We start from the raw sequence: 22,199 nt of genomic DNA on the forward strand, positions 1-22,199 counted from the left end.
TTTTATTTTTTTTCATATTCATTTGTGTGTGTTATTAATTATTTTTCCTCTTCATTATCAATTCACTTGCGAAGCAAAATTGATCATTCACGATTCACTTATAATACAATCTGCTTAATAAACTCATCACTCTCAATAATCCCATCTTTCAGTACTACATTTCTTTTGGTCTGTGCAGCTACATCAGGCTCGTGGGTTACAACGATGATTGTTTTTCCTTCATTATTGATATCCTGAAGAAGTTTCATAATATCATGAGTGGTTTTGGAGTCTAATGCTCCGGTTGGCTCATCTGCCAGTACTACTTTAGGATCTGTAATCAATGCTCTTGCAATGGCTACTCTCTGCTTCTGCCCTCCGGAAAGTTCACTTGGAAGGTGGTTTGCCCACTGTGCCAATCCTACTTTTTCCAGATATTCCATAGCTTTCTGATTTCGCTCTTTTCTTGGTACATTCTGATAGTACAAAGGCAGGGCAACATTTTCCAAAGCTGTTTTATAATTGATAAGGTTAAAAGACTGGAAAATAAATCCCAGGAATCTGCTTCTGTATTCGGCAGCCTTTACCTCGGATAAATGTTCAATAGGAACTCCATCCAACTCATAGGTTCCGGAATCTTTTTCATCCAGAATTCCAATAATATTAAGAAGCGTAGATTTTCCGGAACCGGAACTTCCCATAATGGAAACAAACTCCCCTTCAGAAATATTCAGATTAATTCCTTTGAGAACATGAAGCTTGCTTTTCCCTGTATCGTATGACTTATTTAAATCCTGAATTACTAACATTAAGTGATGTATGTTTTATACCCAATAAGTAGATGATATTTTCAAATTGTTACAAGAATAAAAATTTATTCAAATATTTTTTTGTTTAACACATTAATCCTTTATTAATAATACTTTACAAAACATTGTTTAACTGTAACTCCCTATTTGTATCTATTTATCCTCAAGATTGCTGTCCAGCCTATTATCCGAGCCAGTTTCATGTAAATGTGGAAAACTTTTCAGGCTAAAAGTCAGCCTATTAGTATTTACCTCTTTCAAAATCAGTTCTTTTTTTCGAACTTTGCTATTAGTTCTTTACAAGAAATATGAATTTGGGGAAGTGAATAACTTTAATTCACAACTTCCAGATAAACAAAAAGTTAAGTATTTCCGGAACGTTATCCACAAGGATCTAAATTATTTAATTATAAAGATATTTAATATGGGAATTTTTGATAAAAGAGTAAGTTATAAGCCATTTGAATACCCGGAGGTTCTTCAATTTGTAGAAGCCATCAACAAATCGTTCTGGGTGCATTCGGAAGTGGACTTTACTGCAGATGTTCAGGATTTTCATTCGCAGTTGGAACCACATGAGAAGCATGCTGTGAAAAATGCGCTGTTAGCCATTGCACAGATCGAGGTGTCTGTAAAGACATTCTGGGGAAATTTATACAACCACCTACCCAAACCGGAATTCAATGGATTAGGATCTACTTTTGCAGAATGCGAATTCCGCCATTCTGAAGCATATTCCCGTTTATTAGAGGTATTAGGATATAATGATGAGTTCCTTAATGTTATCGAAATTCCTGCTGTAAAAGGAAGAATAGAGTTTCTGGGAAATGCTTTAAAACATGCTAACTCTGCAACACCTAAAGAGTATGTTTCTGCTTTATTATTATTCAGTATTTTAGTGGAAAACGTTTCTCTTTTCTCGCAGTTTGCCATCATCCTTTCTTTCACAAGATTCAAAGGGTTTATGAAAAATGTTTCCAATATCATTGCATGGACTTCCGTAGATGAGCAGATTCACGCTAACGCAGGAATTTATCTGATCAACAAAATCCGTGAGGAACAGCCTGACTTGTTAACAGACAGCGATATCGAAGACATTTACACTTTGGTAGATGAGTCTATCGCAAGAGAAGGAGATATCCTTAGCTGGATCTTTGAACTGGGAGAAATCGACAACGTTTCTAAAGAAGACCTGTTAAACTTCATGAAATACCGTGTGGATGACAGCTTGAAGAAAATCAACATGAAAACAAAATACAACATTACTCCTGAACAATACAGACCAATGGTATGGTTCGAGGAAGAAGTTTTCGCCAATTCATTAGATGATTTCTTTGCTAAAAGACCTGTTGACTATACAAAACACGATAAGAGTATTACAGCAAACGACTTGTTCTAATATTGGGGCGCGAGCGAAGCGAGCGTCAAAGCGGTCAGTATCAGGATTACCCTTTTCTGATTAATAAGTGAAATTGTTGTTCATCAGTAAAGCACAAATACAAAAGAAATGATTAATGTAATAGTAACCTATACGGTAAACCCGGAATTTGTTCCAAACAATAAAACCAATATCCAAAAATTTCTGGAAGACTTCAAAAATTTAGATCCTTCCACTTTTGAATATAAGGTATTTGTAAAGGAAGATGGTGTTACTTTTGTACATTATTCAAACTACATCAATGAAGAAGTTCAGCATGAGGTTTTGAATGTTCCGTCTTTTAAAGAATTTCAGAGATTAAGAGATGAAAGCGGGCTGAACGGTTCCCACAAAGTAGAAATTTTACAATCAATAATATAAAAAAACAAAATTCCGGAGTGATTCTCTCATTCCGGAATTCGAAAATATAACATCTATGGAAGAGCAAAATTCAAATATATGGTGGCTCAATGAAGAGTCTGAGCAAATGCTGAACAGAGGATATCTGTTGAAAGGTGAAACGGTAGACGGCGCTATCGACAGAATTACCACTGCCGCTGCAAAAAGGTTATATAAACCTGAACTTCAGCCGGCTTTCAAAGAGATGATCACGAAGGGATGGATCAGCTTCTCTTCTCCTGTATGGGCTAATATGGGAACGGAAAGAGGTCTTCCTATCTCATGTTTTAACGTTCATATTCCGGACAGCATTGAAGGAATTACCCACAAAATGGGTGAAGTTATCATGCAGACTAAAATCGGAGGTGGAACTTCAGGATATTTTGGAGAATTGAGAAACAGAGGAACCGCTGTAACGGATAACGGAAAATCTTCAGGAGCAGTTTCATTCATGAAGCTTTTCGATACGGCTATGGATGTGGTTTCTCAGGGAGGAGTAAGAAGAGGTGCTTTTGCTGCTTACTTAGATATTGACCACGGAGATATTGAAGAATTTTTATCCATTAAAGATATCGGCAGCCCGATTCAGAACCTGTTTACCGGAGTATGTGTACCGGATTACTGGATGCAGGATATGATCGATGGTGATATGGAAAAACGTAAAGTTTGGGCAAGAGTATTGGAAAGCCGCCAGCAAAAAGGTCTTCCGTATATTTTCTTTACAGACAACGTGAACAGAAATAAACCTCAGGTTTATAAAGACCTGGGAATGACGGTGAATGCAAGTAACCTTTGTTCTGAAATCATGCTTCCATCAACAATGGAAGAATCTTTCATCTGCTGTCTGTCTTCCATGAACCTGGAATTGTATGATGAGTGGAAAGATACAGACGCTGTAAAACTGGCAGTATACTTCCTTGACGCTGTATTATCAGAGTTCATTGACAAAACTGAAGGAAACTATTACCTACAGGGAGCAAGAAACTTCGCGATGCGTCACAGAGCTCTTGGTTTAGGAGTTTTAGGATACCACTCTTATTTACAGAAAAATATGATTCCGTTTGAAAGCTTTGAAGCGACTCAGTTCAATGCCAGAGCATTCAGACATATCAAAGAGCAGGCTGAGCAGGCTTCAAGAGAACTTGCCAACATCTATGGAGAACCTGAAGTACTGAAAGGTTACGGATTAAGAAATACCACAACAATGGCTATTGCTCCAACCACTTCAAGTTCTGCCATCTTAGGACAAACTTCTCCGGGAATCGAGCCTTTCTCTTCCAACTATTATAAAGCAGGTCTTGCGAAAGGAAACTTTATGCGTAAGAATAAATACCTTGCACAACTATTGAAAGAAAAAGGACTGGATAACGAAGAAACATGGAGAACAATCATGCTGAACCACGGATCGGTACAGCACCTGAACGAGCTTACTCCTGAAGAAAAGGCAGTATTCAAAACGTTCAAAGAAATTTCTCCAATGGAGATTATTTCTCAGGCAGCACAGAGACAGCAATATATTGATCAGGCACAGTCTCTGAATCTTCAGATTCCTTCTACAATGCCTGTAAAAGATGTCAACTACCTTTATATTGAAGCCTGGAAAAAAGGAGTTAAAACACTTTACTACCAAAGAAGTTCATCTGTTTCAAAAGAAATGATGGTTAACTTCGTATCATGTTCAAGCTGCGAGGCATAGGACCAAGTAATAAACACGCTATATTTACAAAAGCATACCGAAAGGTGTGCTTTTGTCGTTTTCAATGCTGATTCTGCCTAATTACTTTCCAATAAAATCATGAAATGCTCTGGGATTTTTGGTTTATATTTGTGTTTATTGTTTAATACCAAAACTACAGATATGAAATTCGGACAAGTAGAAGACCCATCAAAAATAGATTTCACGTTACCTAAGGACCATCCTAAAACCAAAGAAATACTAGCTCTCAATAAAAAGGGACTGGAAAATATTTCTATCGGATGTGCGAAATGGAATAAAACAGATCTCAAAGGATTCTATCCTAAAGGAACCAAGGATGAACTCACCTATTATGCCACTCAGTTTAATTCTATTGAATTGAATGCTACTTTCTACGGAATGCCAACTCCGGATCAGGTAAAGACCTGGAAAGAAAAAACACCGGAAAATTTTAAATTCTTCCCTAAAATCACCAATACAGTTTCCCATTTCAGAAGACTGATTGATGTAACGGATCCTGTGACTCATTTTGCTTCCGCTGTTATTAATTTTGATGAAAAACTGGGAATGGCTTTCCTTCAGCTTCATGATAATTTTAAACCTAAGGATTATGACAGACTTGAAAAGTTTGTAAAGGAATGGCCAAAAGAAGTTCCGTTAGCCATAGAACTCCGGAATACGGAATGGTTTACTGATGAAGAAATACTTAATACAACATGTGAACTCTTTGAAGCTCACAATATTACCAATATCATTGTAGATACTGCAGGAAGAAGAGATATGCTTCACATGCGTCTTACCACACCCAACGCATTTATCCGTTATGTGGGAGCCAATGCAGAAAGTGACTACGAAAGACTGGATGACTGGCTGAAGCACCTTACCAAATGGAAGAAAGAAGGTCTTCAGAACCTTTACTTCTTTGTACACCAGAATATTGAAAAAGCATCTCCTCTATTATCTGCTTATTTTATCAAAAAAGTGAATGAGGAATGGAAAACGGATATTCATATTCCGCAAATGGCAGCAGAAAGCACCGGAACCCTGTTTTAAGTCAATGTGGAAATAGACTGTAGCTTATTCCTTTACATAACGAAAAAATTCATATATTAGAGTATAATGTATTTCACTCAACATTATACTTTAAAACATAAATCATGGAAAAGGAAATTTGTACAATTAGTATTGCTACCAACTGGCTTGGTGATGACTATATTTTTTATGAAAACCATACGATAAAAAGAGTATATGATAATCACAGTCTGAATTTCAACAAGATTGAATGGCTTGAGCCCAAAGAAATCAGTAAACAAAATAAGGATAGATTGATTAAAGCCTGTCCTGAAGAGTTTAAAGAGCGGATTATGCAAATTCTGGATTATCCTTAATAGAAACAAAAAGGTAATGAGTATTTGAAACTCATTACCTTTTTTATTTATTTTTTCTAAGAAGCAATACGAGATTGAGAAACAGGAGCAGGAAGTCTAATGTAATCCAGATACCAAGCTTTGTATTCTCATAATTATAAGCATCCACCTGTTTTTTGGCAGCATCGGAAAGCTTCATACTTTGATTGATGTAGTTCTGCACTTCTACAATCTGGTCGATATTTTTATTGGGTACAGAATGTTGAGAAAAGTACACAAGGTTTTTCTTTCCAAGATAGCCTGCAATCCAATATTCATCAGACTTATCCATTTTGAGGTACTCTATTCTGTAGTACTCCGGGCGTATTTTTCCGATATGTTTAGGTTCAAGGGTAGTGTTCTGATCTGTTTTATTTACTTTGATTAAATAAAAGTCTAATGCCTGCGGAAGCTTATTAATCACCTGCAGCCCCACAGAATTATCCACAAATGCCACAGCACTTTTCTTGATAAACCAATACGTAAAAACAGAAATTGAAAAAACCACCGTTACAATACGAAACAGCTTTGCCCATCTGGCCACGCTTCCTGATTTAACCTTAAAGAGAACCAAGGAAAGAACAGAAGCTAAAAATATTATGAAAATAATGAGTGTCATATTTTACAAATATACTTCTTATCTCTATTTTATCTATATTTGCGCCCATATTTTAACTTTAGATAACCATGAAAAAAACACTTTCTGGCCTTATTTTCTTTAGCATAGCTTCATTTTATGCACAAGTGAAGTTTGAAAAAGGGTATATTATAGACCAAAATAACACAAAAAAAGAAGTTCTGATCAAAAATAAAGGGTGGGTAAGCAATCCTGACAGTTTTGTTTTTAAAACAGATGAAAACTCTGCTGAAGATAAAGGCACAACCAGTACAATTAAGGAATTCGGGATATATAATGATGCTAAATATGTTACTTATAATGGTGAGATTGACTACTCATCAGACGATATTTCCAGTTTTTCCCATACCAAAGAGCCAAAGCTTGTAAAGAGTTCCGTATTCCTGAAAGAACTCGTTACCGGAAATAAAAAACTATATATTTATAAAGGCCACATCACAAGATATTTCTATTCTGAATCGGATGCGATCATCCATCCATTAATTTATAAAAAATATTTTTTTAATGGAAATAGTTCCCAGGTTGCTACCAATGATCAATATCTTGATCAGTTAAAAACTATTTTTTCTGATAACAGTGATGTCCAGACATTAGTAAACAGAACACAATATACAGCGTCTAGTTTAACAAAAATATTTAAGGCTTATAATAGTAAAAATTCTGATAGTTCAACAACTAATCAAATCAATGATCAGAATTTTACAGAAAATAAAAAGCAGGCGAAATTCAATCTTGCTATCAGACCGGGAATTAATTTTTATGCACCGTTAAAATTAGAAGATTCTTACAGCAACCCTGGCTTTTCTTCAACATCAAATTTCAGAGTAGGGCTAGAAGCTGAATTGGTTTTACCGTTCAACAAAAATAAGTGGTCTATCATTCTTGAGCCAACGTACTCACAATATACTAATAAAAAAACAACTATCCGAACAGAGGACAATCTCTATAATATTACCATGGATAGTTATTCTTCTATTAATATTCCGGTAGGGATAAGGTATTCTATGTTTTTGAATGATAAATCAAAAATATTTGTTAATGCTGCCATCAACATATTCAACATAAAAACAAGTTCCCCATCTTCTATAGATGTAGATTATGACGGAAAAGTATTTGATAATATAGCCCTAGCTTCTAATCAAAGTTTCAGAGGTTCTTCACTTGGCGCTGGATTTACTTACAATAATAAATTCAGTATAGAAGCAAGATTTAATAACCGTACCAACATTCTGTATAAGGATCTTCCTCATGCAGATCTTAAATCTGTTTCCTTAATTCTGGGATATAACATTTTCTAATCTACATTCCATTCTTTATAAAACTGGTCGAGGAAATTCAGCATATAATTATGTCTTTCTTCGGCCATTTTTTTTCCTTTTTCAGTATTCATCATATCTTTCAGAAGCAGTAATTTTTCATAGAAATGATTAATAGTTGTCCCGTTAGATTTTTTATATTCTTCTTTTGACATTCCCAGTTTGGGTTTCATATCCGGATGATACATCAGGTTATTTTTAAAACCTCCAAAATTGAATGTCCTGGCAATTCCAATAGCGCCTATGGCATCAATACGGTCTGCATCCTGTACAATCTGAAGTTCAATGGGTGGGTTTACAGGCGCCTGATCTCTGTTTTTGAACGAAATATTTTCGATCACAAATAAAACCTTCTGAATGGTTTCTTCAGGTACATTCTGCCCTTCGAGAAATGCTCTCGATATTTTCGGAGCAATAGTTTCATCTCCGTTATGAAATTTAGGATCAGCAATATCATGAAGAAGGGCAGACAACTCTACAACCTCTTTGTCACAGTCTTCTGTTTCTGCTATCTGAACAGCCAGCTTCCAGACCCTTTCAATATGAAACCAGTCATGTCCGGCTTCTGCTCCTTCTAATTTTTCTTTTACAAATGCTACAGTGTTATCAATCGTACTTTTCATTTATCTGTCAGTTCATTTAAAATAATATCCCAGAGTTTGCTGTTGTAACTTCTAAAAAAATTAATATGTCCGATTTCTTTTTTATCAGATTCTGAAGCAGCCACCAGTCTGTACGTAGGTTTAAGATTTGAATAGGTATTATTTAATAAACTTAATACTCCTTTTTCCGTTAACCATACATCATCTTCAGCTCGGATTACAAATACTTTCTGGGTTAAATTTTTAGAAAAATCATCAATTTTTTCCAACAGCTTGTTGGTTGATTTCTTGTTTAAAATTAAGGTTCTCCAGTCATATGCACAATTTTTTGGAAGACTTTCTCCCAATCCAAACCAATGCGCCGGGAAATATCCTAACAGTGAAGTAGTTAAAGGCTGCGCAATTCCAAAGCCTAAATACGCTTCAACTTTTGTTCTACCTTTAAGGTTTCCTACAAAGGCATTTTGAGTTCCTACAAAAACAAATTCTTCAAAGATATTGGAATCCTCATTCATTCCCAGGATTAATGCACCTACGGAGTGCCCTAAGCAGTACTTTTTGTATTCTTTATATTCTGACTTGATATATTGAGTTACCGTTTTATAATCTTTTGACCCCCAAAGTCTCATTGAGCCATGGAATCCTCTCATATTTTTCGGTTTGGAAAGTCCAATTCCCCTATAGTCGTAGGTAATGACTGTAAATCCCTGTTCACAAAAGTAGCTGGCAAAAGAAAAATAGATCTGCTGCTTTACCCCTGTCGCCGAATTGATCAGTAATAATTTTCCATGGTCTCTTTCCGGTTTAAACAAATGGGCAGTTAGTGTGACATGGTCTTCTGTGGTTAATATTAGTTTTTCCATAGTATAAAAAGAAAAAATCCACTATAAAAGTGGACATTTTACTTATATTTTTATGTTAAGTTTCAGACTTTTGATATGTCGTAAATAGCTTTAGGAAAAGAAATCTGAGATTCTTGGCAATCCTGTCTGAGAGCCTTTACCTCCGGAAACCCTTGATGAAACTTCATTCCCGAATTTCACACAATCTTCGATAGAATTCCCATGGCATAATGCAATGGCAAATCCTGATGTAAATGCATCCCCCATTCCCATTTTATATACTTTTTCGTCTTTATCGTTTCTGTAATATTTCATTTCTGTACCATCAAAGTAAATGGTTGAATTGGTGTCATCCCTTACAAATACCTTATTGAAATATTTTTTAAGAACTTCTTCTCTTTTTTCTTCCCCAAAAATAACGTACAGCTCATTACTCTTAGCCACAATAAAGTCAACCATTTCTAAAATTTCTTCACTGACTCTCATGGCAGGTGAGGCATACAATCCTACCTTTTTCCCATATTTTTTAGCTTTTTTAACGGTATGCTCTACAACATCCATAGAGACTTCAAGCTGTACCAGCACAAGATCGGTGGTGTTGAAATATTTCTCTGCTTCATCTATATGCGATTTGCTGAGATATTTATTGGCTGCAGGTACTACAACAATTGCCGCATTCCCGTGAGAAGTCGTTACATAGGCAGTTCCCGTAGCTTCTTTATCTGTTTCATGAACAAATCCTACATTTACATTTTCGCTTACCAGATTCCTCATGATCTGCTGTCCAAGAGGATCCATCCCAACGCATCCGATAAAGTATACACTTGCTCCCAACCTGGCTGTACCTACTGATTGATTAGCACCTTTGCCTCCAAAATAACTATCTGATTTGACAGCTAAGACGGTTTCGTTAGGCAAAGGAAGTTTTTCGGTTTCAAGAACCAAATCTATCGATGAGCTGCCCACAACAATAATACGAGGTTGTTCTGATGAGAAATTCATTGTGTTTTGTATTAGCTTTAAAATTTATAACTGACAAAATTGTGTCTCAAAAATAACTAATTTAAAATTAACTTATCTCAATAAATTCAGTAATTATTTTCACGGGTTGTTGATCTTTATCATAAGCGATATAGCTGGCATAAAATCCTTCTCCATATCCGGTTTCAAAAGCAAAGATGGTTCCGGGATGTTCTTTTGCCGGTTTAAGAAAGGCATATTGATCTATTGCTCCGTTTTCATCAAAGAAATAATCATGGAAAAACTCTTCATAGATTCCCATAAAATCTCCTCCTTTATTCTGATACAATCTCTGTTCCAGTTCGTTAAGACTGTTTTGGGTATCGACATCCATCAGGCATCCCATCCCGCTTTCCACAGGATATCCAAACACCTCTCCTTCTTCAAGATCTTTTATTTTCTGTCCTGCTGTGGTTGCCAGTTTCCAATCTTTAACTTCAGAATTGCTGAATATAATTTCGGCATAAGCCACACAGTTACTTTCTCGTTCTTTGTGTAGTATTACAGAGAAATCACCTTTCGGAAATTCTGTGGTAAAAGGAAGCATATCATTAGTGATTAAAGGATCACAGGCCACCAGCTTTCCGCTGGAAAGATAGATCTTTCCTACTTCAAAACTTTCCAGCAACGGACTTTCTACAAAGTCTTTCGAGAATAGTTTTTTTATGTTTTCTATGTGTGTCATTGTATTTATTCTTTTAAACCATCAGGCTGGATACAATTTTCATCTGTATCCAGCCTGAGATTTCTGACAAATTTATTGTCTATACTTTATAAACTTTTCAGTTTTTCTTCAAGGATCGCAATCTTATCCTGAGCATCTTTTTGCTTTTGACGCTCTACTTCTACGATTTCCGGTTTTGCATTCGCAACAAATTTTTCATTGGAAAGCTTCTTCTCTACTGAAACCAGGAATCCCTTCAAATATTTCAGTTCTTCCTCAGTTTTAGCTTTTTCCTCTCCTAAATCTAAGTTTTCACTTAAAGGAATAGAAACTTCAGTTGCTCCTACCAGGAATGTAAAGCTCGGTTTATCTGTTTTCTGTCCGAAGTGGATTTCAGAAACATTAGCCAGTTTTCTTACTACAGCTTCATTGGCAAATTCAGATGCATTGGTATAAACCTCAACTGCTTCTCTTAGTGATATTCCTTTTGTCTGGCGGTAGTTTCTAACTCCTGAAATCAATTCAGCTGTGATTTCAAAGTTTTTAATTACTTCTTCATTAAAGCTTTCTGCATTCTTCTGTTGAGCAATAACCAGCGCATCATCAATACTTCTTTCTGAAATCAACTGCCAGATCTCTTCAGACTGGAATGGCATGAAAGGATGAAGGAGCTTCATCAATTCTTCAAAGAAATAGATCGTTTTATGATATACTTCTTTAGAAATTCCTTCGCCATAGTTAGGTTTAATCGCTTCAAGATACCAACCGCAAAAATCATCCCAAATTAATTTATAAATCAAATGCAATGCATCAGAAATTCTGAATTTCTCGAATTGATCATTAATTTCAGCAATTGTTTTATTAAGCTTGTTTTCAAACCACTCAATAGCCTGATTATCGGTTTCAATAGCTGGCTTCTCTTCATGATTCCACATATTGATCAGACGGAATGCATTCCAGATCTTCGTCATGAAGTTTCTTCCCTGAAGCATTAAATCTTCATCAAAAAGAAGGTCATTACCCGCGGCAGAACTCAATAGAATTCCTACACGTACTCCATCTGCTCCATATTTATCCATTAATTCAAGAGGGTCCGGAGAGTTTCCTAAAGATTTTGACATCTTTCTTCTCTGCTTATCTCTTACAATTCCTGTAAAATAAACATTCTTGAACGGAACTTCTTTTCTGTACTCCAATCCGGCCATAATCATTCTGGCAACCCAGAAGAAAATAATATCCGGACCTGTAACCAGATCAGAAGTAGGATAATAATAGTTGATATCTTTATTTTCAGGATCAAGTAATCCGTCAAACACAGACATTGGCCATAACCATGATGAGAACCATGTGTCTAATGCATCATCGTCTTGTCTAAGGTTTTCTGCGGTCAGACCCGAATTTCCTGTTTTTTGTTTGGCCAGTTCTAAAGCTTCTTCTTTAGTTTCTGCTACTACAAAATCATTTTCTCCTTCTCCATAGTAATAAGCAGGAATCTGCTGTCCCCACCACAGCTGACGGGAAATATTCCAGTCACGGATGTTTTCCATCCAGTGTTTGTAGGTATTTTTAAACTTCTCTGGATAGAACTTAACCTCGTCATCCATTACTACATCCAAAGCGGGTTTAGCAATTTCAGACATTTTTAGGAACCATTGTACAGAAACTTTAGGTTCAATAACAGCACCTGTTCTCTCAGATGTTCCAACTTTATTTACATAATCTTCTGCTTTCAGCAAAAGATCTTTCTCTTCAAGTTCTTTAGCGATCTGCTTTCTTACGTCAAATCTGTTTTTCCCTGCGTAATGTAAACCATGCTCATTAAGATTTCCATCATCATCCAGCGCATCAATCATTTTTAATTGATGTTTCTGTCCGATTTCGTAGTCATTGATATCATGTGCAGGAGTAATTTTCAAAGCTCCTGTTCCGAATTCAATATCAACATATTCATCCTCAATAATCGGGATTACTCTGTCAACGATCGGTACGATTACATTTTTACCTTTCAGGTGTGCATATCTTTCATCATTCGGATTGATACATACTGCTGTATCCCCAAAAATAGTTTCAGGACGCGTAGTAGCAACTGAAAGGAACTCTTCTGAACCTTCAATCTTATATTTAAGGAAATATAATTTTCCGTTCTGTTCTTTAAAGATAACTTCTTCGTCAGAAATATTGGTTTTCGCTTCCGGATCCCAGTTCACCATTCTATATCCTCTATAGATGAGTCCTTTATTATATAGGTCTACGAAACTTTTGATAACCTGCTGCGAAAGTTTATCTTCCATAGTGAACCGGGTTCTGTCCCAGTCACATGAACATCCCAGTTTTTTCAACTGCTCAAGGATAGTTCCTCCGTATTTGTGAGTCCAGTCCCATGCGTGGGTTAAAAACTCTTCACGGGTAATATCTGACTTATTGATTCCTTCAGACTTCAATTTAGCAACAACTTTAGCTTCAGTAGCAATTGAAGCATGGTCTGTTCCCGGAATCCAACAAGCATTAAACCCGCGCATTCTTGCACGACGGACCAGAACATCTTGAAGGGTATTGTTCAACATATGCCCCATGTGCAGTATCCCCGTCACGTTTGGCGGAGGAATGACCACGGTATAGGGTGGTTTGTCGTTAGGTTCTGAGTGGAAATATTTGTTTTCCAGCCAGTAATTGTACCATTTCTGTTCTGTTTCCTGTGGATTGTACTTTTCTGAAATCTGCATAAATTCTATTTCTTTGGCTTGCAATTTGCAAAAATAGTCTAAAGAAAAAAATTTTTAAGCATGAATTAAAATAATTTTTAACTTTGTTTCACAAAATTTATCTAACAAACGTATTAACATTCAAGAATATGAAAAAATTAATTGCAGGAATTGCACTATTCGGGACATTTGCTCTGGCATCTGCACAAACCATTACATTTGATAAAACGACTTTCGATTACGGTACTATTAAGCCAAATGCTGACGGTACAAGATTCTTTACAGTAACGAATTCCGGGGATAAGCCTTTGATTCTTTCAAATGTAAAACCTTCTTGTGGATGTACAACTCCTGAATTCAGCCAGGACCCTATCATGCCTGGAAAGTCTGCGAAGATCAAGGTTGGATACAATACAGCGATCCCTGGCCCTTTCAACAAAATGATTGAGGTTTTCTCTAATGATCCTGCAAACAACAGAAGTGTAATCTACATCAAAGGTAACGTAGATGCTAACGCTCCTGAACCAAAAGTACTGACTCCTGCTGAGCAGAAAGAGGCTGCCAAAGCTGAGAAAAAAGCTGCAAAACTTGCAAAAAAGACTGCTGCAAAGTAAGCTCTACTCAAAAAAATAAAGGAACCGTCTCTATTGAGGCGGTTTTTTTATTACATTTATGTTTGATTAGGTGGAAGATGATAGGTAATAGATGGCAGTAAATGTATGAACGCTGATCATATATATGATTTAGATTTTAGCTCCTTGGTTTTTTTTAAATGGCTGGGCTAAAACCCACCCTATTGAATTGTAATAACATCTTCACTTTTATCTTTTTACTTTTATCTTTTTACTTTTATCTTTAAATAAAAAAAATATGGACACCGATTTCTCAGATAACTTTAAGGTAAACGGAAAATTTTCGATAAAAAAGGCATCAACATCTTATAATGGAAAGCTCACTAAAGAAGAAGGAGAGCAAATGCTGATTCAGGAGAAGGAAAAACTTCGTGAGCTGCAGGAAAAATTATATGCTGACGGAAGTCAGTCCTTGCTGGTGGTATTACAGGCTATGGATGCAGCAGGGAAAGACAGTATGATTGAGCATGTTTTCGGAGGAGTGAATCCTCAGGGATGTAATGTAACCAGTTTTAAAACACCAAGCTCCAAAGAATATTCTCATGATTTTTTATGGAGGCATTATCTGGCACTGCCACAGAAAGGAATGATCGGGATTTTCAACCGTTCTCATTATGAAAGTATTTTGGTTTGTAAAGTGCATCCTGAATATAATCTGAGTGAAAAGACATGGTCTTCCGTAAAAGATTTTGACAGCAAATTCTGGGAAAACAGGTATGAGAGCATCCGCAATTTTGAAAAGCACCTTTCACAGAATGGAACAACCGTTGTCAAGATTTTTTTACATGTTTCTAAGGATGAACAGAAACAAAGACTTTTAGACCGAATTGATGAACAGGAAAAAAACTGGAAATTCTCAGCCGGAGATCTTCCTGAAAGAGCGTTGTTTGGCCAATATATGGAAGCTTATGAGGAAGCCATCAATGAAACATCAAAAGATTATGCTCCATGGTATGTAATCCCGGCAGACAGTAAATGGTTTGCAAGAGTAGCAGCTATTCAGATTATTATTGATACCCTGGAGAAAATGAATCTCAAATATCCTACTCTTTCCGATAAGGACAGACAGGAATTACAGGAATCCAAAAGACAATTGGAAAGTGAATAAAATAGGGTTGGATGATGGAAGCGTGAAGACGGAGATTTAAAATCATTACGTTTTGAGAAACTTCATTCTTCAAGCCTATGACTTCCAGCTTAAAAAAAACCACGAGAAAATCTGTAAGCCGGATTCTGTACTTCCGAAGAAGTGCCTGTTATTTATCTACGTATTACATTGCTGCAATACTTGAGCTGATTACCCCTCGGCTTTCAGGACGAGCCGCCCCTATTTTCATTGCTGAAAAGAACCGATATACTTATCATTGCACCGCAAAGAGTTTACCTGGTTTCACTACAGCCGAACTGTACCTGCTTTCTGTTGCACTTGTCCTACCCTCACGGGTGACGGATGTTATCCGCTTTGCTGCTCTATGGTGTCCGGACTTTCCTACCTCCCGTAAAACGGGAAATCAACAAGCCGATTTTCTCGCGGAGGCAAAGGTACACAAATTTTGTGGTAAAAAGGCAAAACGGTAAAATGGCTAAATGGTCTTAGTACTGAGTAAACGATATAGATATATCAATACTATTCTTGCGTTTTTTTACCTTTTTACTATTTTACATGATAATTTTCCCCTAATTACCAGTTTATTATTATCTTCGTGCCATTATATATCTATGGATTCCAGAGAAAAAGAATTTGCGCAGCTTATCAAAGATAATCAGGGACTGATTATTAAAGTATCGCGTTTGTATACCAATTCTCTGGAAGATGAAGAGGATCTTTTCCAGGAAATCGTGTTACAGCTCTGGAGAAGTTATGATTCTTTCAAAGGAAACTCTAAAATTTCCACATGGATGTACCGTGTAGCGCTCAATACAGCCATTACCCTCTTTAGAAAAAAAAGCAAAAGTCTTCCTACCAATGAGCTTGATATCAACCACAGAGATTTTGTGGAAGATGATGACGAAAAACAGCAGCAGGTATCACTTTTGTATACGGTAATCAAGACTCTTCCTAATGTAGAAAGAGCCATTGTCATGATGTATCTTGACGATCTGCCTTACAAGGACATTGCAGAAAACCTCGGAATCACTGAAGTTAATGCACGTGTAAAAATGAACAGATTAAAGAAAACCCTTAAAGAACAGATGGAAAAATATGCCTGAATTTGATTTAGATAGCTTTAAGAAAACATGGCAGGAACAACCTGTCCAGCCTAAATATGACAACAAGGAGATTCTTCAGATGTTGAATAGAAAATCACGTAATTATGTGAAGTATATTTTCTGGATCAGCGTTATTGAATTCCTGTTCTTTTCTGTATTTGGGTTGTTCTACTTTTTTCAGGAAGAAGAGTCGGAAAGTTTTCGTAAAATGCTGACAAGATTGGGTGCGCAGGAAGCTCCTGAAGTAGAAAGCAACTTCGGCCATGCCTATCTGGCTATAAAAATCTTAAGCTTGTTGATTACAGCTTATTTCGTCTTGAAATTCTATCAGAATTACCGGAAAATAAAGATCGAGGAAAATCTGAAAGGGCTTATCACACGAATCATCAAGTTCAAAAGAACGGTGAATGCCTTTATTCTGATCAGCATTGTATTGCTGCTGCTATTCACTTTTGTGCTGATCGCTTTTATATTATATATATTAGATTCCCAGAATATACAGCCTACCAGCTCCAGTCTCACCATCATTATTGTTGGAATTACTGTCAGCACACTACTGGCAGTATCTATGATCTGGGTTTATTACAGACTGGTATATGGTACTATTATTAAAAAGCTTGATAAAAATCTTAAGCAGCTTAAAGAGATAGATTCTCAGGAAAATTAATATACATAGGCATAGTTCGGGATATAATCAGTAATTTTATTCCACCAAATCTTAAACTATGCCCTTATCTTATGTGTATGGAACTTCTGACGTTTCATTATTAGGACAGACCATCGGAGCCAATCTTAAAAGTACTGTCGAAAAATACCCTCACCAGGAAGCACTTGTCTGCGTTCATCAGAATTACAGAGCGACTTATCAGGAATTTTACAATCAGACCACAGCTGTTGCAAAAGCTTTATTGTTTTTAGGAGCAAAAGCAGGTGACAGAATCGGGATCTGGTCTTCCAACCGTTATGAGTGGGTACTTTTACAGTATGCCACTGCCAGGATAGGAACTATTTTAGTGAATATCAATCCGGCTTACAGAACTCATGAACTGACCTATGTACTCAATCAGTCCGAAGTTCGTTTTATTTTTTCTTCTTTAAGCTTTAAAACCAGCAATTATAAAGAAATGGTTGAATATGCAAAAGAAGTTTGTCCAACCCTGGAGCATGAAATATTCTTTGATGAAAACTGGGAATATTTTGTGAATAACGGCCAGGAAATTTCAGACGAAGTACTTCACAGTTTTGAAGAACATGTACAGTTTGACGATCCTGTTAATATCCAATATACTTCCGGAACAACCGGTTTCCCGAAAGGGGTCACACTTTCTCATCATAATATTCTCAATAACGGTTATTTTATCGGGATCAGATTAAAATATACTGAGAAAGACCGCGTCTGCATTCCGGTACCCTTTTACCACTGCTTTGGGATGGTTATCGGAAATATGTGCTGCACAGCTCACGGAGCCTGTATGGTAATTCCGAATGACAGCTTTGATCCGGAGATTACTTTAAAAGCTGTTTCAGACGAAAAATGCACTTCTTTGTATGGCGTGCCAACCATGTTTATTGCGGAACTGGCAGTAAAAGATTTTGACAGCTATGATTTTTCAAGTTTAAGGACCGGTGTTATGGCTGGTTCCGTATGCCCTCCGGAGATTATGAAAAAAGTGGAAAGCCTGATGAATATTAAAGAAATGAGCATCTGCTATGGGATGACGGAAACTTCACCAGTATCTACTCAGACTTTAATAGGAACACCGCTGGAAAAACAGGTCAGCACTGTAGGAACCGTTCAGGATCACCTTGAGATCAAAATCATTGATGAAAACGGAAGGACTTTAAAACGTGGAGAGCATGGTGAACTTTGCACCAGAGGATATTCTGTCATGCTGAAATACTGGAATGATCCTGAAAATACAAAGAAAGTACTGGATGATGCCCGCTGGATGCATACCGGAGATATGGCTGTAATGGACCAAGACGGTTATATTACCATTTCAGGAAGAATAAAAGACCTCATCATCCGTGGCGGAGAAAATATTTCGCCTAAAGAAATTGAAGACTTTTTATATACGTATACCAACATTCTGGATGTTCAGATCATTGGAGTTCCGAGTGAGAAATTCGGGGAAGAAGTAATGGCCTGGATAAAGGTGAGAAAAGGATTTACCATCACGGCAGAAGAACTTCAGGAATACTGCAAAGGAAGGATAGCCCACTATAAAGTTCCGAAATACTGGAAATTTGTAGATGAATTCCCAATGACCATTTCCGGAAAAATAAGAAAGGTGGAAATGAGGGAAATTTCAATGAGGGAGCTGGGCCTGGAACATGTAAAACAGGGCTAAAATTAAAAAACAAAAAGCATTTCAGTCTGAAATGCTTTTTTATATTTTAAAGTTCTTTTCTTAATCTTGCGACAGGAATATTGAGCTGTTCACGATATTTTGCAATCGTTCTTCTGGCAATATTATAGCCCTGCTCTTTCAGGATCACCACCAACGCATCATCTGTTAGCGGCTTTCTTTTATTTTCTTTACTGATCACTTCCTGAAGATGGGTTTTGATCTCTTTGGTAGAAACTTCTTCTCCATCGTCATTGGTTAAACTGTCTGAGAACAGATCTTTAAGGTATACAATCCCGTTAGGCGTATCAGCATATTTGCTTTTTACCACCCTTGAAATGGTAGAGATATCAAAACCTGTAATATCAGCAACATCTTTTAAGATCATCGGTTTCAGAGACTTTTCGTCACCTGTAATGAAATAGTCCTTCTGGAACTTTACAATCGCTGTAATCGTTTGTAATAAGGTATTCTGGCGTTGATTAATTGCATCAATATACCATTTTGCAGCATCCAGTTTTTGCTTGATAAATAAAGCAGCCTGCTTGTGTTCCGATGAGTTTTTATCATGGGAATAGGTTGTCAGGATATCTTTATATTCTTCAGACACTCTTAAAGTAGGCGCATTTTTGCTGTTCAGCATAGGAATTACCTGCCCGTCTTTCACCTGAATTACAAAGTCCGGAATAATTTCCTGATTGATCGTAATTGTCTGGGTATCAAAGTTTCCTCCAACTTTCGGAGATAATTTTGAGATTTCATCCAGCGCATCTTTCAGATCATCTTCTTCAATATCATATTTCTGAATGATCTTGTTATAGTGCTTATTGGTTAAGGCATCAAACTGATGTCTTAAGATATTGGCAGCCAAAGAAACGGCTTTATCAGAGCTTACTTTCTTTTCGATCTGCAGTAAAAGACACTCCTGAAGACCTCTTGCTCCCACTCCCGGCGGATCCAGCTTCTGAACATAATTTTCAAGGATATCTTCCACTCTTTCTTTAGTGGTATATATTCCCTGTGAGAAGGCAAGATCGTCAACAATTGATTTGATCTCTCTTCTCAGGTATCCGTCTGTATCTAAATTTCCGATAAGGTATTCTGCAATCTTAAGATCTTCCTCACCGATATTCACCAGGTGAATCTGTTCTGTAAGATAATCATATAAGGACTGTCCTTCCGTTAAAAGACTCTCATTATCAAATTCTTCATCATCCGGAGAATAGTTGCTGGATGCGGTTTTATAGCTAGGTTCATCGTCATAGATATATTCGTTGACGTCGAAATCTGTCTCAATGCTGTCTGTACCCTCATCCTGATAAGCGTCTTCAAGGGAAGAATAGTCATCTTCCTTAGAATCTTCTTTTGCAATTTCCAAAGCTGGGTTTTCTTCCAACTCTCTCTCCAACTCCTCTTCAAATTCAAGAGTATGAAGCTGAATAAGCTTCATCAACTGAATCTGCTGAGGGGCCAGCTTCTGTCCTAATTTGAGTTGTAAGTGTTGTTTAAGCATATTCTTATTTGGCGTTTTAACATAACATATTCTACGAATTTAATAAATTTATTTGACAAAAAACACATTTAGCATGATTTTTGCATTACTTGTCCTAATATAATAAACTATTAAAGAATAAAAAAAGCCTTAACTTGTGATTAAGGCTTTTTTTATTGTTCTAGAATTCAGCACTTTTCGGTGTTCTAGGGAAAGGAATTACGTCTCTGATATTCGTCATTCCTGTTACGAAAAGAACCAGTCTTTCCAATCCTAAACCGAAGCCTGCATGCGGCACAGAACCGAATTTTCTGGTATCAAGATACCACCAAAGTTCATGCTCATCTACGTGCATATCTGCCATTTTCTGTTTTAAGACATCTAATCTTGCCTCTCTCTCTGATCCTCCGATGATTTCACCGATACCAGGGAAAAGAACATCCATAGCAGCAACGGTTTTGTTGTCATCGTTCAGTTTCATATAGAAAGCTTTGATTTCTTTCGGATAGTCAAATAATACTACCGGGCTTTCAAAGTGTTTTTCAACAAGGTATCTTTCATGCTCAGACTGAAGGTCTGTTCCCCATTTTTCAACAGGGTAAACAAATTTTCCTTTTTTATTTTCTTTAGAGTTCAATAAAATTTCGATCGCCTCCGTATAGCTTACACGCTTGAAACGCTTCGCTACCACATTCTGAAGTTTTTCGATAAGACCTTCTTTTGCTCTTTCTTTTTCCGGTTTTGTCTTTTGTTCTTCCGCAAAACGGTTATCCAGGAACTCAAGATCATCTTTGCAGTTATCCAATACATACTGGATCACATATTTTAAGAAATCTTCCGCAAGGTCGATGTTATCTTCAAGGTTGTTGAATGCTACTTCCGGCTCAATCATCCAGAACTCGGCAAGGTGTCTTGTCGTGTTGGAATTTTCAGCACGGAAAGTAGGTCCGAATGTATAAATTCTTCCCAATCCCATAGCTGCAGTTTCTCCTTCAAGCTGTCCTGAAACGGTAAGGTTTGTTTTTTTACCGAAGAAATCCTGTGCAAAATCAATTTCACCTTCTTCAGTTTTCGGCATGTTGTTCAGATCAAAGTTGGTTACCCCAAACATTTCACCTGCACCTTCTGCATCTGCTCCTGTAATGACTGGTGTGTTGATATAGAAAAACTGATTCTGGTTGAAGAATGAGTGAACAGCAAAACTTACTGCGTGACGCACTCTGAACACCGCTCCGAAAAGGTTTGTTCTGAATCTTAAGTGAGCCTGCTCACGAAGTTTCTCAAGACTGTGTTTCTTAGGCTGAAGAATTGTACTCTGAAGTTCTTCTGTAAAGTTATCTCCTAAAATAATGATCTTTTTAGCAATAATTTCCACAGATTGTCCTGCTCCCTGGCTTTCCACCACTTCTCCTACCACTTTCAGGGAAGAAGCCGTACTGATATTCTTGATGATTGCTTCATCAAAATTTTCGAAATCAACAACTATCTGCAAATTATTAATCGTAGAACCATCATTAAGCGCAATAAAGCGATTAGCACGGAAGGATCTTACCCATCCGTAAACAGTAATGTCATGATGTAATACTTTCTTGTAATCCTTTAGGATTTCTTTGATCGTTTGCTTTTTCATTTGTTGATGATAAATTTTTTATATAAAAATTAATGTCTGCAAAGTTACAAAAAAACAGCGCAACTTGATGATTGCGCTGTCTTTAAAAATCATTTAACTGGTATTTAAACTCTCCGTTCAGGAAATTCACCTTCTCTTCTTCGAACTCTTCTTCATTTTCAGGTACATTTCCACTCAATATTATCCTGAACTTCAATAAAATCCGGAATACCCGGAATGAACACTTCACTATCACTTTTAAAAAGAATAAAATATGATTTTATTCTGAGTTTTCATGGAATTAGTTATTGAAATGGTTATTAGTTTTTAGGTGATACGTTCGTGGTCATTACCGGGGCTTACATCCATTTTTAGACTATACTATACTTTTAAACTGTGGCGGATTCACCGGATTTAT

The 22,199-nt window shown here is 36.7% G+C and carries 20 protein-coding genes and 1 other RNA gene; 11 read left to right on the forward strand and 10 right to left on the reverse strand.

Features of this window, described 5'->3' with window-relative positions; translation table 11 throughout:
* Positions 1 to 98: 98 nt before the first annotated feature.
* A complete protein-coding gene (locus FFS26_RS11560) occupies positions 99 to 788 on the reverse strand; it encodes an ABC transporter ATP-binding protein (protein WP_034699055.1) in 690 nt (229 codons plus the stop codon).
* Between the two features lie 424 nt (positions 789 to 1,212).
* Here FFS26_RS11560 and FFS26_RS11565 point away from each other — a divergent pair, with 424 nt between their 5' ends.
* The 5 genes from FFS26_RS11565 to FFS26_RS11585 all read left to right on the forward strand — a co-directional run bounded on the left by FFS26_RS11565 (position 1,213) and on the right by FFS26_RS11585 (position 5,688).
* On the forward strand, positions 1,213 to 2,187 hold the full coding sequence (locus FFS26_RS11565) for a ribonucleotide-diphosphate reductase subunit beta (protein ID WP_062674779.1): 975 nt from the start codon (positions 1,213 to 1,215) through the stop codon (positions 2,185 to 2,187).
* 108 nt (positions 2,188 to 2,295) lie between these two features.
* On the forward strand, positions 2,296 to 2,586 hold the full coding sequence (locus tag FFS26_RS11570) for a hypothetical protein (RefSeq protein WP_110010043.1): 291 nt from the start codon (positions 2,296 to 2,298) through the stop codon (positions 2,584 to 2,586).
* A gap of 55 nt (positions 2,587 to 2,641) precedes the next feature.
* A complete protein-coding gene (locus tag FFS26_RS11575; RefSeq protein WP_062673967.1) occupies positions 2,642 to 4,300 on the forward strand; it encodes a ribonucleoside-diphosphate reductase subunit alpha in 1,659 nt (552 codons plus the stop codon).
* Between the two features lie 162 nt (positions 4,301 to 4,462).
* Positions 4,463 to 5,353, forward strand: a complete 891-nt coding sequence (locus FFS26_RS11580; protein WP_110010044.1) for a DUF72 domain-containing protein — start codon at positions 4,463 to 4,465, stop codon at positions 5,351 to 5,353.
* Between the two features lie 104 nt (positions 5,354 to 5,457).
* A complete protein-coding gene (locus tag FFS26_RS11585; RefSeq protein ID WP_137905090.1) occupies positions 5,458 to 5,688 on the forward strand; it encodes a hypothetical protein in 231 nt (76 codons plus the stop codon).
* A 43-nt stretch (positions 5,689 to 5,731) separates the two neighbouring features.
* Here the strand turns inward: FFS26_RS11585 and FFS26_RS11590 are convergent, their stop codons facing one another.
* Positions 5,732 to 6,325, reverse strand: coding sequence for a hypothetical protein (locus tag FFS26_RS11590; RefSeq protein ID WP_110010046.1), 594 nt, complete (start codon positions 6,323 to 6,325; stop codon positions 5,732 to 5,734).
* A 68-nt stretch (positions 6,326 to 6,393) separates the two neighbouring features.
* On the opposite strand from FFS26_RS11590, the gene FFS26_RS11595 reads away from it, so the two are divergent.
* Positions 6,394 to 7,641 carry an outer membrane beta-barrel protein gene (locus FFS26_RS11595; RefSeq protein ID WP_137905091.1) on the forward strand — a complete coding sequence of 416 codons (1,248 nt, stop codon included), beginning with the start codon at positions 6,394 to 6,396 and terminating at the stop codon, positions 7,639 to 7,641.
* Here the strand turns inward: FFS26_RS11595 and FFS26_RS11600 are convergent.
* From FFS26_RS11600 to FFS26_RS11620, 5 genes are all read right to left on the reverse strand, one after another.
* Complete coding sequence (locus FFS26_RS11600) at positions 7,638 to 8,282, reverse strand: HD domain-containing protein (RefSeq protein ID WP_137905092.1); 645 nt, start codon at positions 8,280 to 8,282, stop codon at positions 7,638 to 7,640. The two genes, FFS26_RS11595 and FFS26_RS11600, sit on opposite strands and share 4 nt — an antisense overlap.
* Positions 8,279 to 9,124, reverse strand: a complete 846-nt coding sequence (locus FFS26_RS11605; protein ID WP_110010049.1) for a serine aminopeptidase domain-containing protein — start codon at positions 9,122 to 9,124, stop codon at positions 8,279 to 8,281. The genes FFS26_RS11600 and FFS26_RS11605 overlap by 4 nt, the downstream gene beginning before the upstream one ends.
* A 90-nt stretch (positions 9,125 to 9,214) precedes the next feature.
* Positions 9,215 to 10,105: a PfkB family carbohydrate kinase gene (locus tag FFS26_RS11610; RefSeq protein ID WP_110010050.1), complete on the reverse strand. Its 891-nt coding sequence runs from the start codon at positions 10,103 to 10,105 to the stop codon at positions 9,215 to 9,217.
* 67 nt (positions 10,106 to 10,172) lie between these two features.
* Complete coding sequence (locus FFS26_RS11615) at positions 10,173 to 10,808, reverse strand: DUF4241 domain-containing protein (protein WP_110010051.1); 636 nt, start codon at positions 10,806 to 10,808, stop codon at positions 10,173 to 10,175.
* An 86-nt stretch (positions 10,809 to 10,894) separates the two neighbouring features.
* Positions 10,895 to 13,510, reverse strand: a complete 2,616-nt coding sequence (locus tag FFS26_RS11620) for a valine--tRNA ligase (RefSeq protein WP_110010052.1) — start codon at positions 13,508 to 13,510, stop codon at positions 10,895 to 10,897.
* A gap of 128 nt (positions 13,511 to 13,638) precedes the next feature.
* On the opposite strand from FFS26_RS11620, the gene FFS26_RS11625 reads away from it, so the two are divergent.
* Both FFS26_RS11625 and FFS26_RS11630 read left to right on the forward strand, forming a co-directional pair.
* Positions 13,639 to 14,103 carry a DUF1573 domain-containing protein gene (locus tag FFS26_RS11625; protein WP_110010053.1) on the forward strand — a complete coding sequence of 155 codons (465 nt, stop codon included), beginning with the start codon at positions 13,639 to 13,641 and terminating at the stop codon, positions 14,101 to 14,103.
* 256 nt (positions 14,104 to 14,359) lie between these two features.
* Complete coding sequence (locus FFS26_RS11630) at positions 14,360 to 15,229, forward strand: polyphosphate kinase 2 family protein (protein WP_137905093.1); 870 nt, start codon at positions 14,360 to 14,362, stop codon at positions 15,227 to 15,229.
* A gap of 98 nt (positions 15,230 to 15,327) precedes the next feature.
* Here the strand turns inward: FFS26_RS11630 and rnpB are convergent.
* Positions 15,328 to 15,652, reverse strand: an RNA gene (gene rnpB, locus FFS26_RS11635) — RNase P RNA component class A.
* Between the two features lie 188 nt (positions 15,653 to 15,840).
* On the opposite strand from rnpB, the gene FFS26_RS11640 reads away from it, so the two are divergent.
* The 3 genes from FFS26_RS11640 to FFS26_RS11650 are packed head-to-tail and all read left to right on the forward strand — an operon-like array spanning position 15,841 to position 18,683.
* Positions 15,841 to 16,332: an RNA polymerase sigma factor gene (locus tag FFS26_RS11640; RefSeq protein ID WP_002976998.1), complete on the forward strand. Its 492-nt coding sequence runs from the start codon at positions 15,841 to 15,843 to the stop codon at positions 16,330 to 16,332.
* Positions 16,325 to 16,999 carry a beta-carotene 15,15'-monooxygenase gene (locus FFS26_RS11645; RefSeq protein ID WP_110010055.1) on the forward strand — a complete coding sequence of 225 codons (675 nt, stop codon included), beginning with the start codon at positions 16,325 to 16,327 and terminating at the stop codon, positions 16,997 to 16,999. Before FFS26_RS11640 ends, FFS26_RS11645 begins: the two co-directional genes overlap by 8 nt.
* Positions 17,000 to 17,057: 58 nt before the next feature.
* A complete protein-coding gene (locus FFS26_RS11650; protein WP_110010056.1) occupies positions 17,058 to 18,683 on the forward strand; it encodes an AMP-binding protein in 1,626 nt (541 codons plus the stop codon).
* Positions 18,684 to 18,729: 46 nt separating this feature from the next.
* Here FFS26_RS11650 and rpoN read toward each other — a convergent pair whose 3' ends face one another.
* The gene (gene rpoN / locus FFS26_RS11655; protein ID WP_110010057.1) at positions 18,730 to 20,193 is read right to left on the reverse strand and encodes an RNA polymerase factor sigma-54; all 1,464 of its coding nucleotides are present in this window, start codon (positions 20,191 to 20,193) and stop codon (positions 18,730 to 18,732) included.
* Positions 20,194 to 20,353: 160 nt separating this feature from the next.
* Positions 20,354 to 21,802 carry an asparagine--tRNA ligase gene (asnS, locus tag FFS26_RS11660; protein ID WP_110010058.1) on the reverse strand — a complete coding sequence of 483 codons (1,449 nt, stop codon included), beginning with the start codon at positions 21,800 to 21,802 and terminating at the stop codon, positions 20,354 to 20,356.
* Between the last annotated feature and the right edge of the window lie 397 nt (positions 21,803 to 22,199).

Source organism: Chryseobacterium sp. 2VB (assembly GCF_005503635.1).
Lineage (GTDB): Bacteria > Bacteroidota > Bacteroidia > Flavobacteriales > Weeksellaceae > Chryseobacterium > Chryseobacterium cupriresistens.

Bases quoted from the DNA above. Each gene is read 5' to 3' on its own strand.
- FFS26_RS11580 (WP_110010044.1), top strand. From the start codon at position 4,463: ATGAAATTCGGACAAGTAGAAGACCCATCAAAAATAGATTTCACGTTA.
- FFS26_RS11575 (WP_062673967.1), top strand. From the start codon at position 2,642: ATGGAAGAGCAAAATTCAAATATATGGTGGCTCAATGAAGAGTCTGAG.
- FFS26_RS11605 (WP_110010049.1), bottom strand. From the start codon at position 9,124: ATGGAAAAACTAATATTAACCACAGAAGACCATGTCACACTAACTGCC.
- FFS26_RS11565 (WP_062674779.1), top strand. From the start codon at position 1,213: ATGGGAATTTTTGATAAAAGAGTAAGTTATAAGCCATTTGAATACCCG.
- FFS26_RS11585 (WP_137905090.1), top strand. From the start codon at position 5,458: ATGGAAAAGGAAATTTGTACAATTAGTATTGCTACCAACTGGCTTGGT.
- FFS26_RS11615 (WP_110010051.1), bottom strand. From the start codon at position 10,808: ATGACACACATAGAAAACATAAAAAAACTATTCTCGAAAGACTTTGTA.
- FFS26_RS11590 (WP_110010046.1), bottom strand. From the start codon at position 6,325: ATGACACTCATTATTTTCATAATATTTTTAGCTTCTGTTCTTTCCTTG.
- FFS26_RS11560 (WP_034699055.1), bottom strand. From the start codon at position 788: ATGTTAGTAATTCAGGATTTAAATAAGTCATACGATACAGGGAAAAGC.
- rpoN (WP_110010057.1), bottom strand. From the start codon at position 20,193: ATGCTTAAACAACACTTACAACTCAAATTAGGACAGAAGCTGGCCCCT.
- FFS26_RS11650 (WP_110010056.1), top strand. From the start codon at position 17,058: ATGCCCTTATCTTATGTGTATGGAACTTCTGACGTTTCATTATTAGGA.
- FFS26_RS11630 (WP_137905093.1), top strand. From the start codon at position 14,360: ATGGACACCGATTTCTCAGATAACTTTAAGGTAAACGGAAAATTTTCG.
- FFS26_RS11645 (WP_110010055.1), top strand. From the start codon at position 16,325: ATGCCTGAATTTGATTTAGATAGCTTTAAGAAAACATGGCAGGAACAA.
- FFS26_RS11600 (WP_137905092.1), bottom strand. From the start codon at position 8,282: ATGAAAAGTACGATTGATAACACTGTAGCATTTGTAAAAGAAAAATTA.
- asnS (WP_110010058.1), bottom strand. From the start codon at position 21,802: ATGAAAAAGCAAACGATCAAAGAAATCCTAAAGGATTACAAGAAAGTA.
- FFS26_RS11625 (WP_110010053.1), top strand. From the start codon at position 13,639: ATGAAAAAATTAATTGCAGGAATTGCACTATTCGGGACATTTGCTCTG.
- FFS26_RS11595 (WP_137905091.1), top strand. From the start codon at position 6,394: ATGAAAAAAACACTTTCTGGCCTTATTTTCTTTAGCATAGCTTCATTT.
- FFS26_RS11640 (WP_002976998.1), top strand. From the start codon at position 15,841: ATGGATTCCAGAGAAAAAGAATTTGCGCAGCTTATCAAAGATAATCAG.
- FFS26_RS11610 (WP_110010050.1), bottom strand. From the start codon at position 10,105: ATGAATTTCTCATCAGAACAACCTCGTATTATTGTTGTGGGCAGCTCA.
- FFS26_RS11570 (WP_110010043.1), top strand. From the start codon at position 2,296: ATGATTAATGTAATAGTAACCTATACGGTAAACCCGGAATTTGTTCCA.
- FFS26_RS11620 (WP_110010052.1), bottom strand. From the start codon at position 13,510: ATGCAGATTTCAGAAAAGTACAATCCACAGGAAACAGAACAGAAATGG.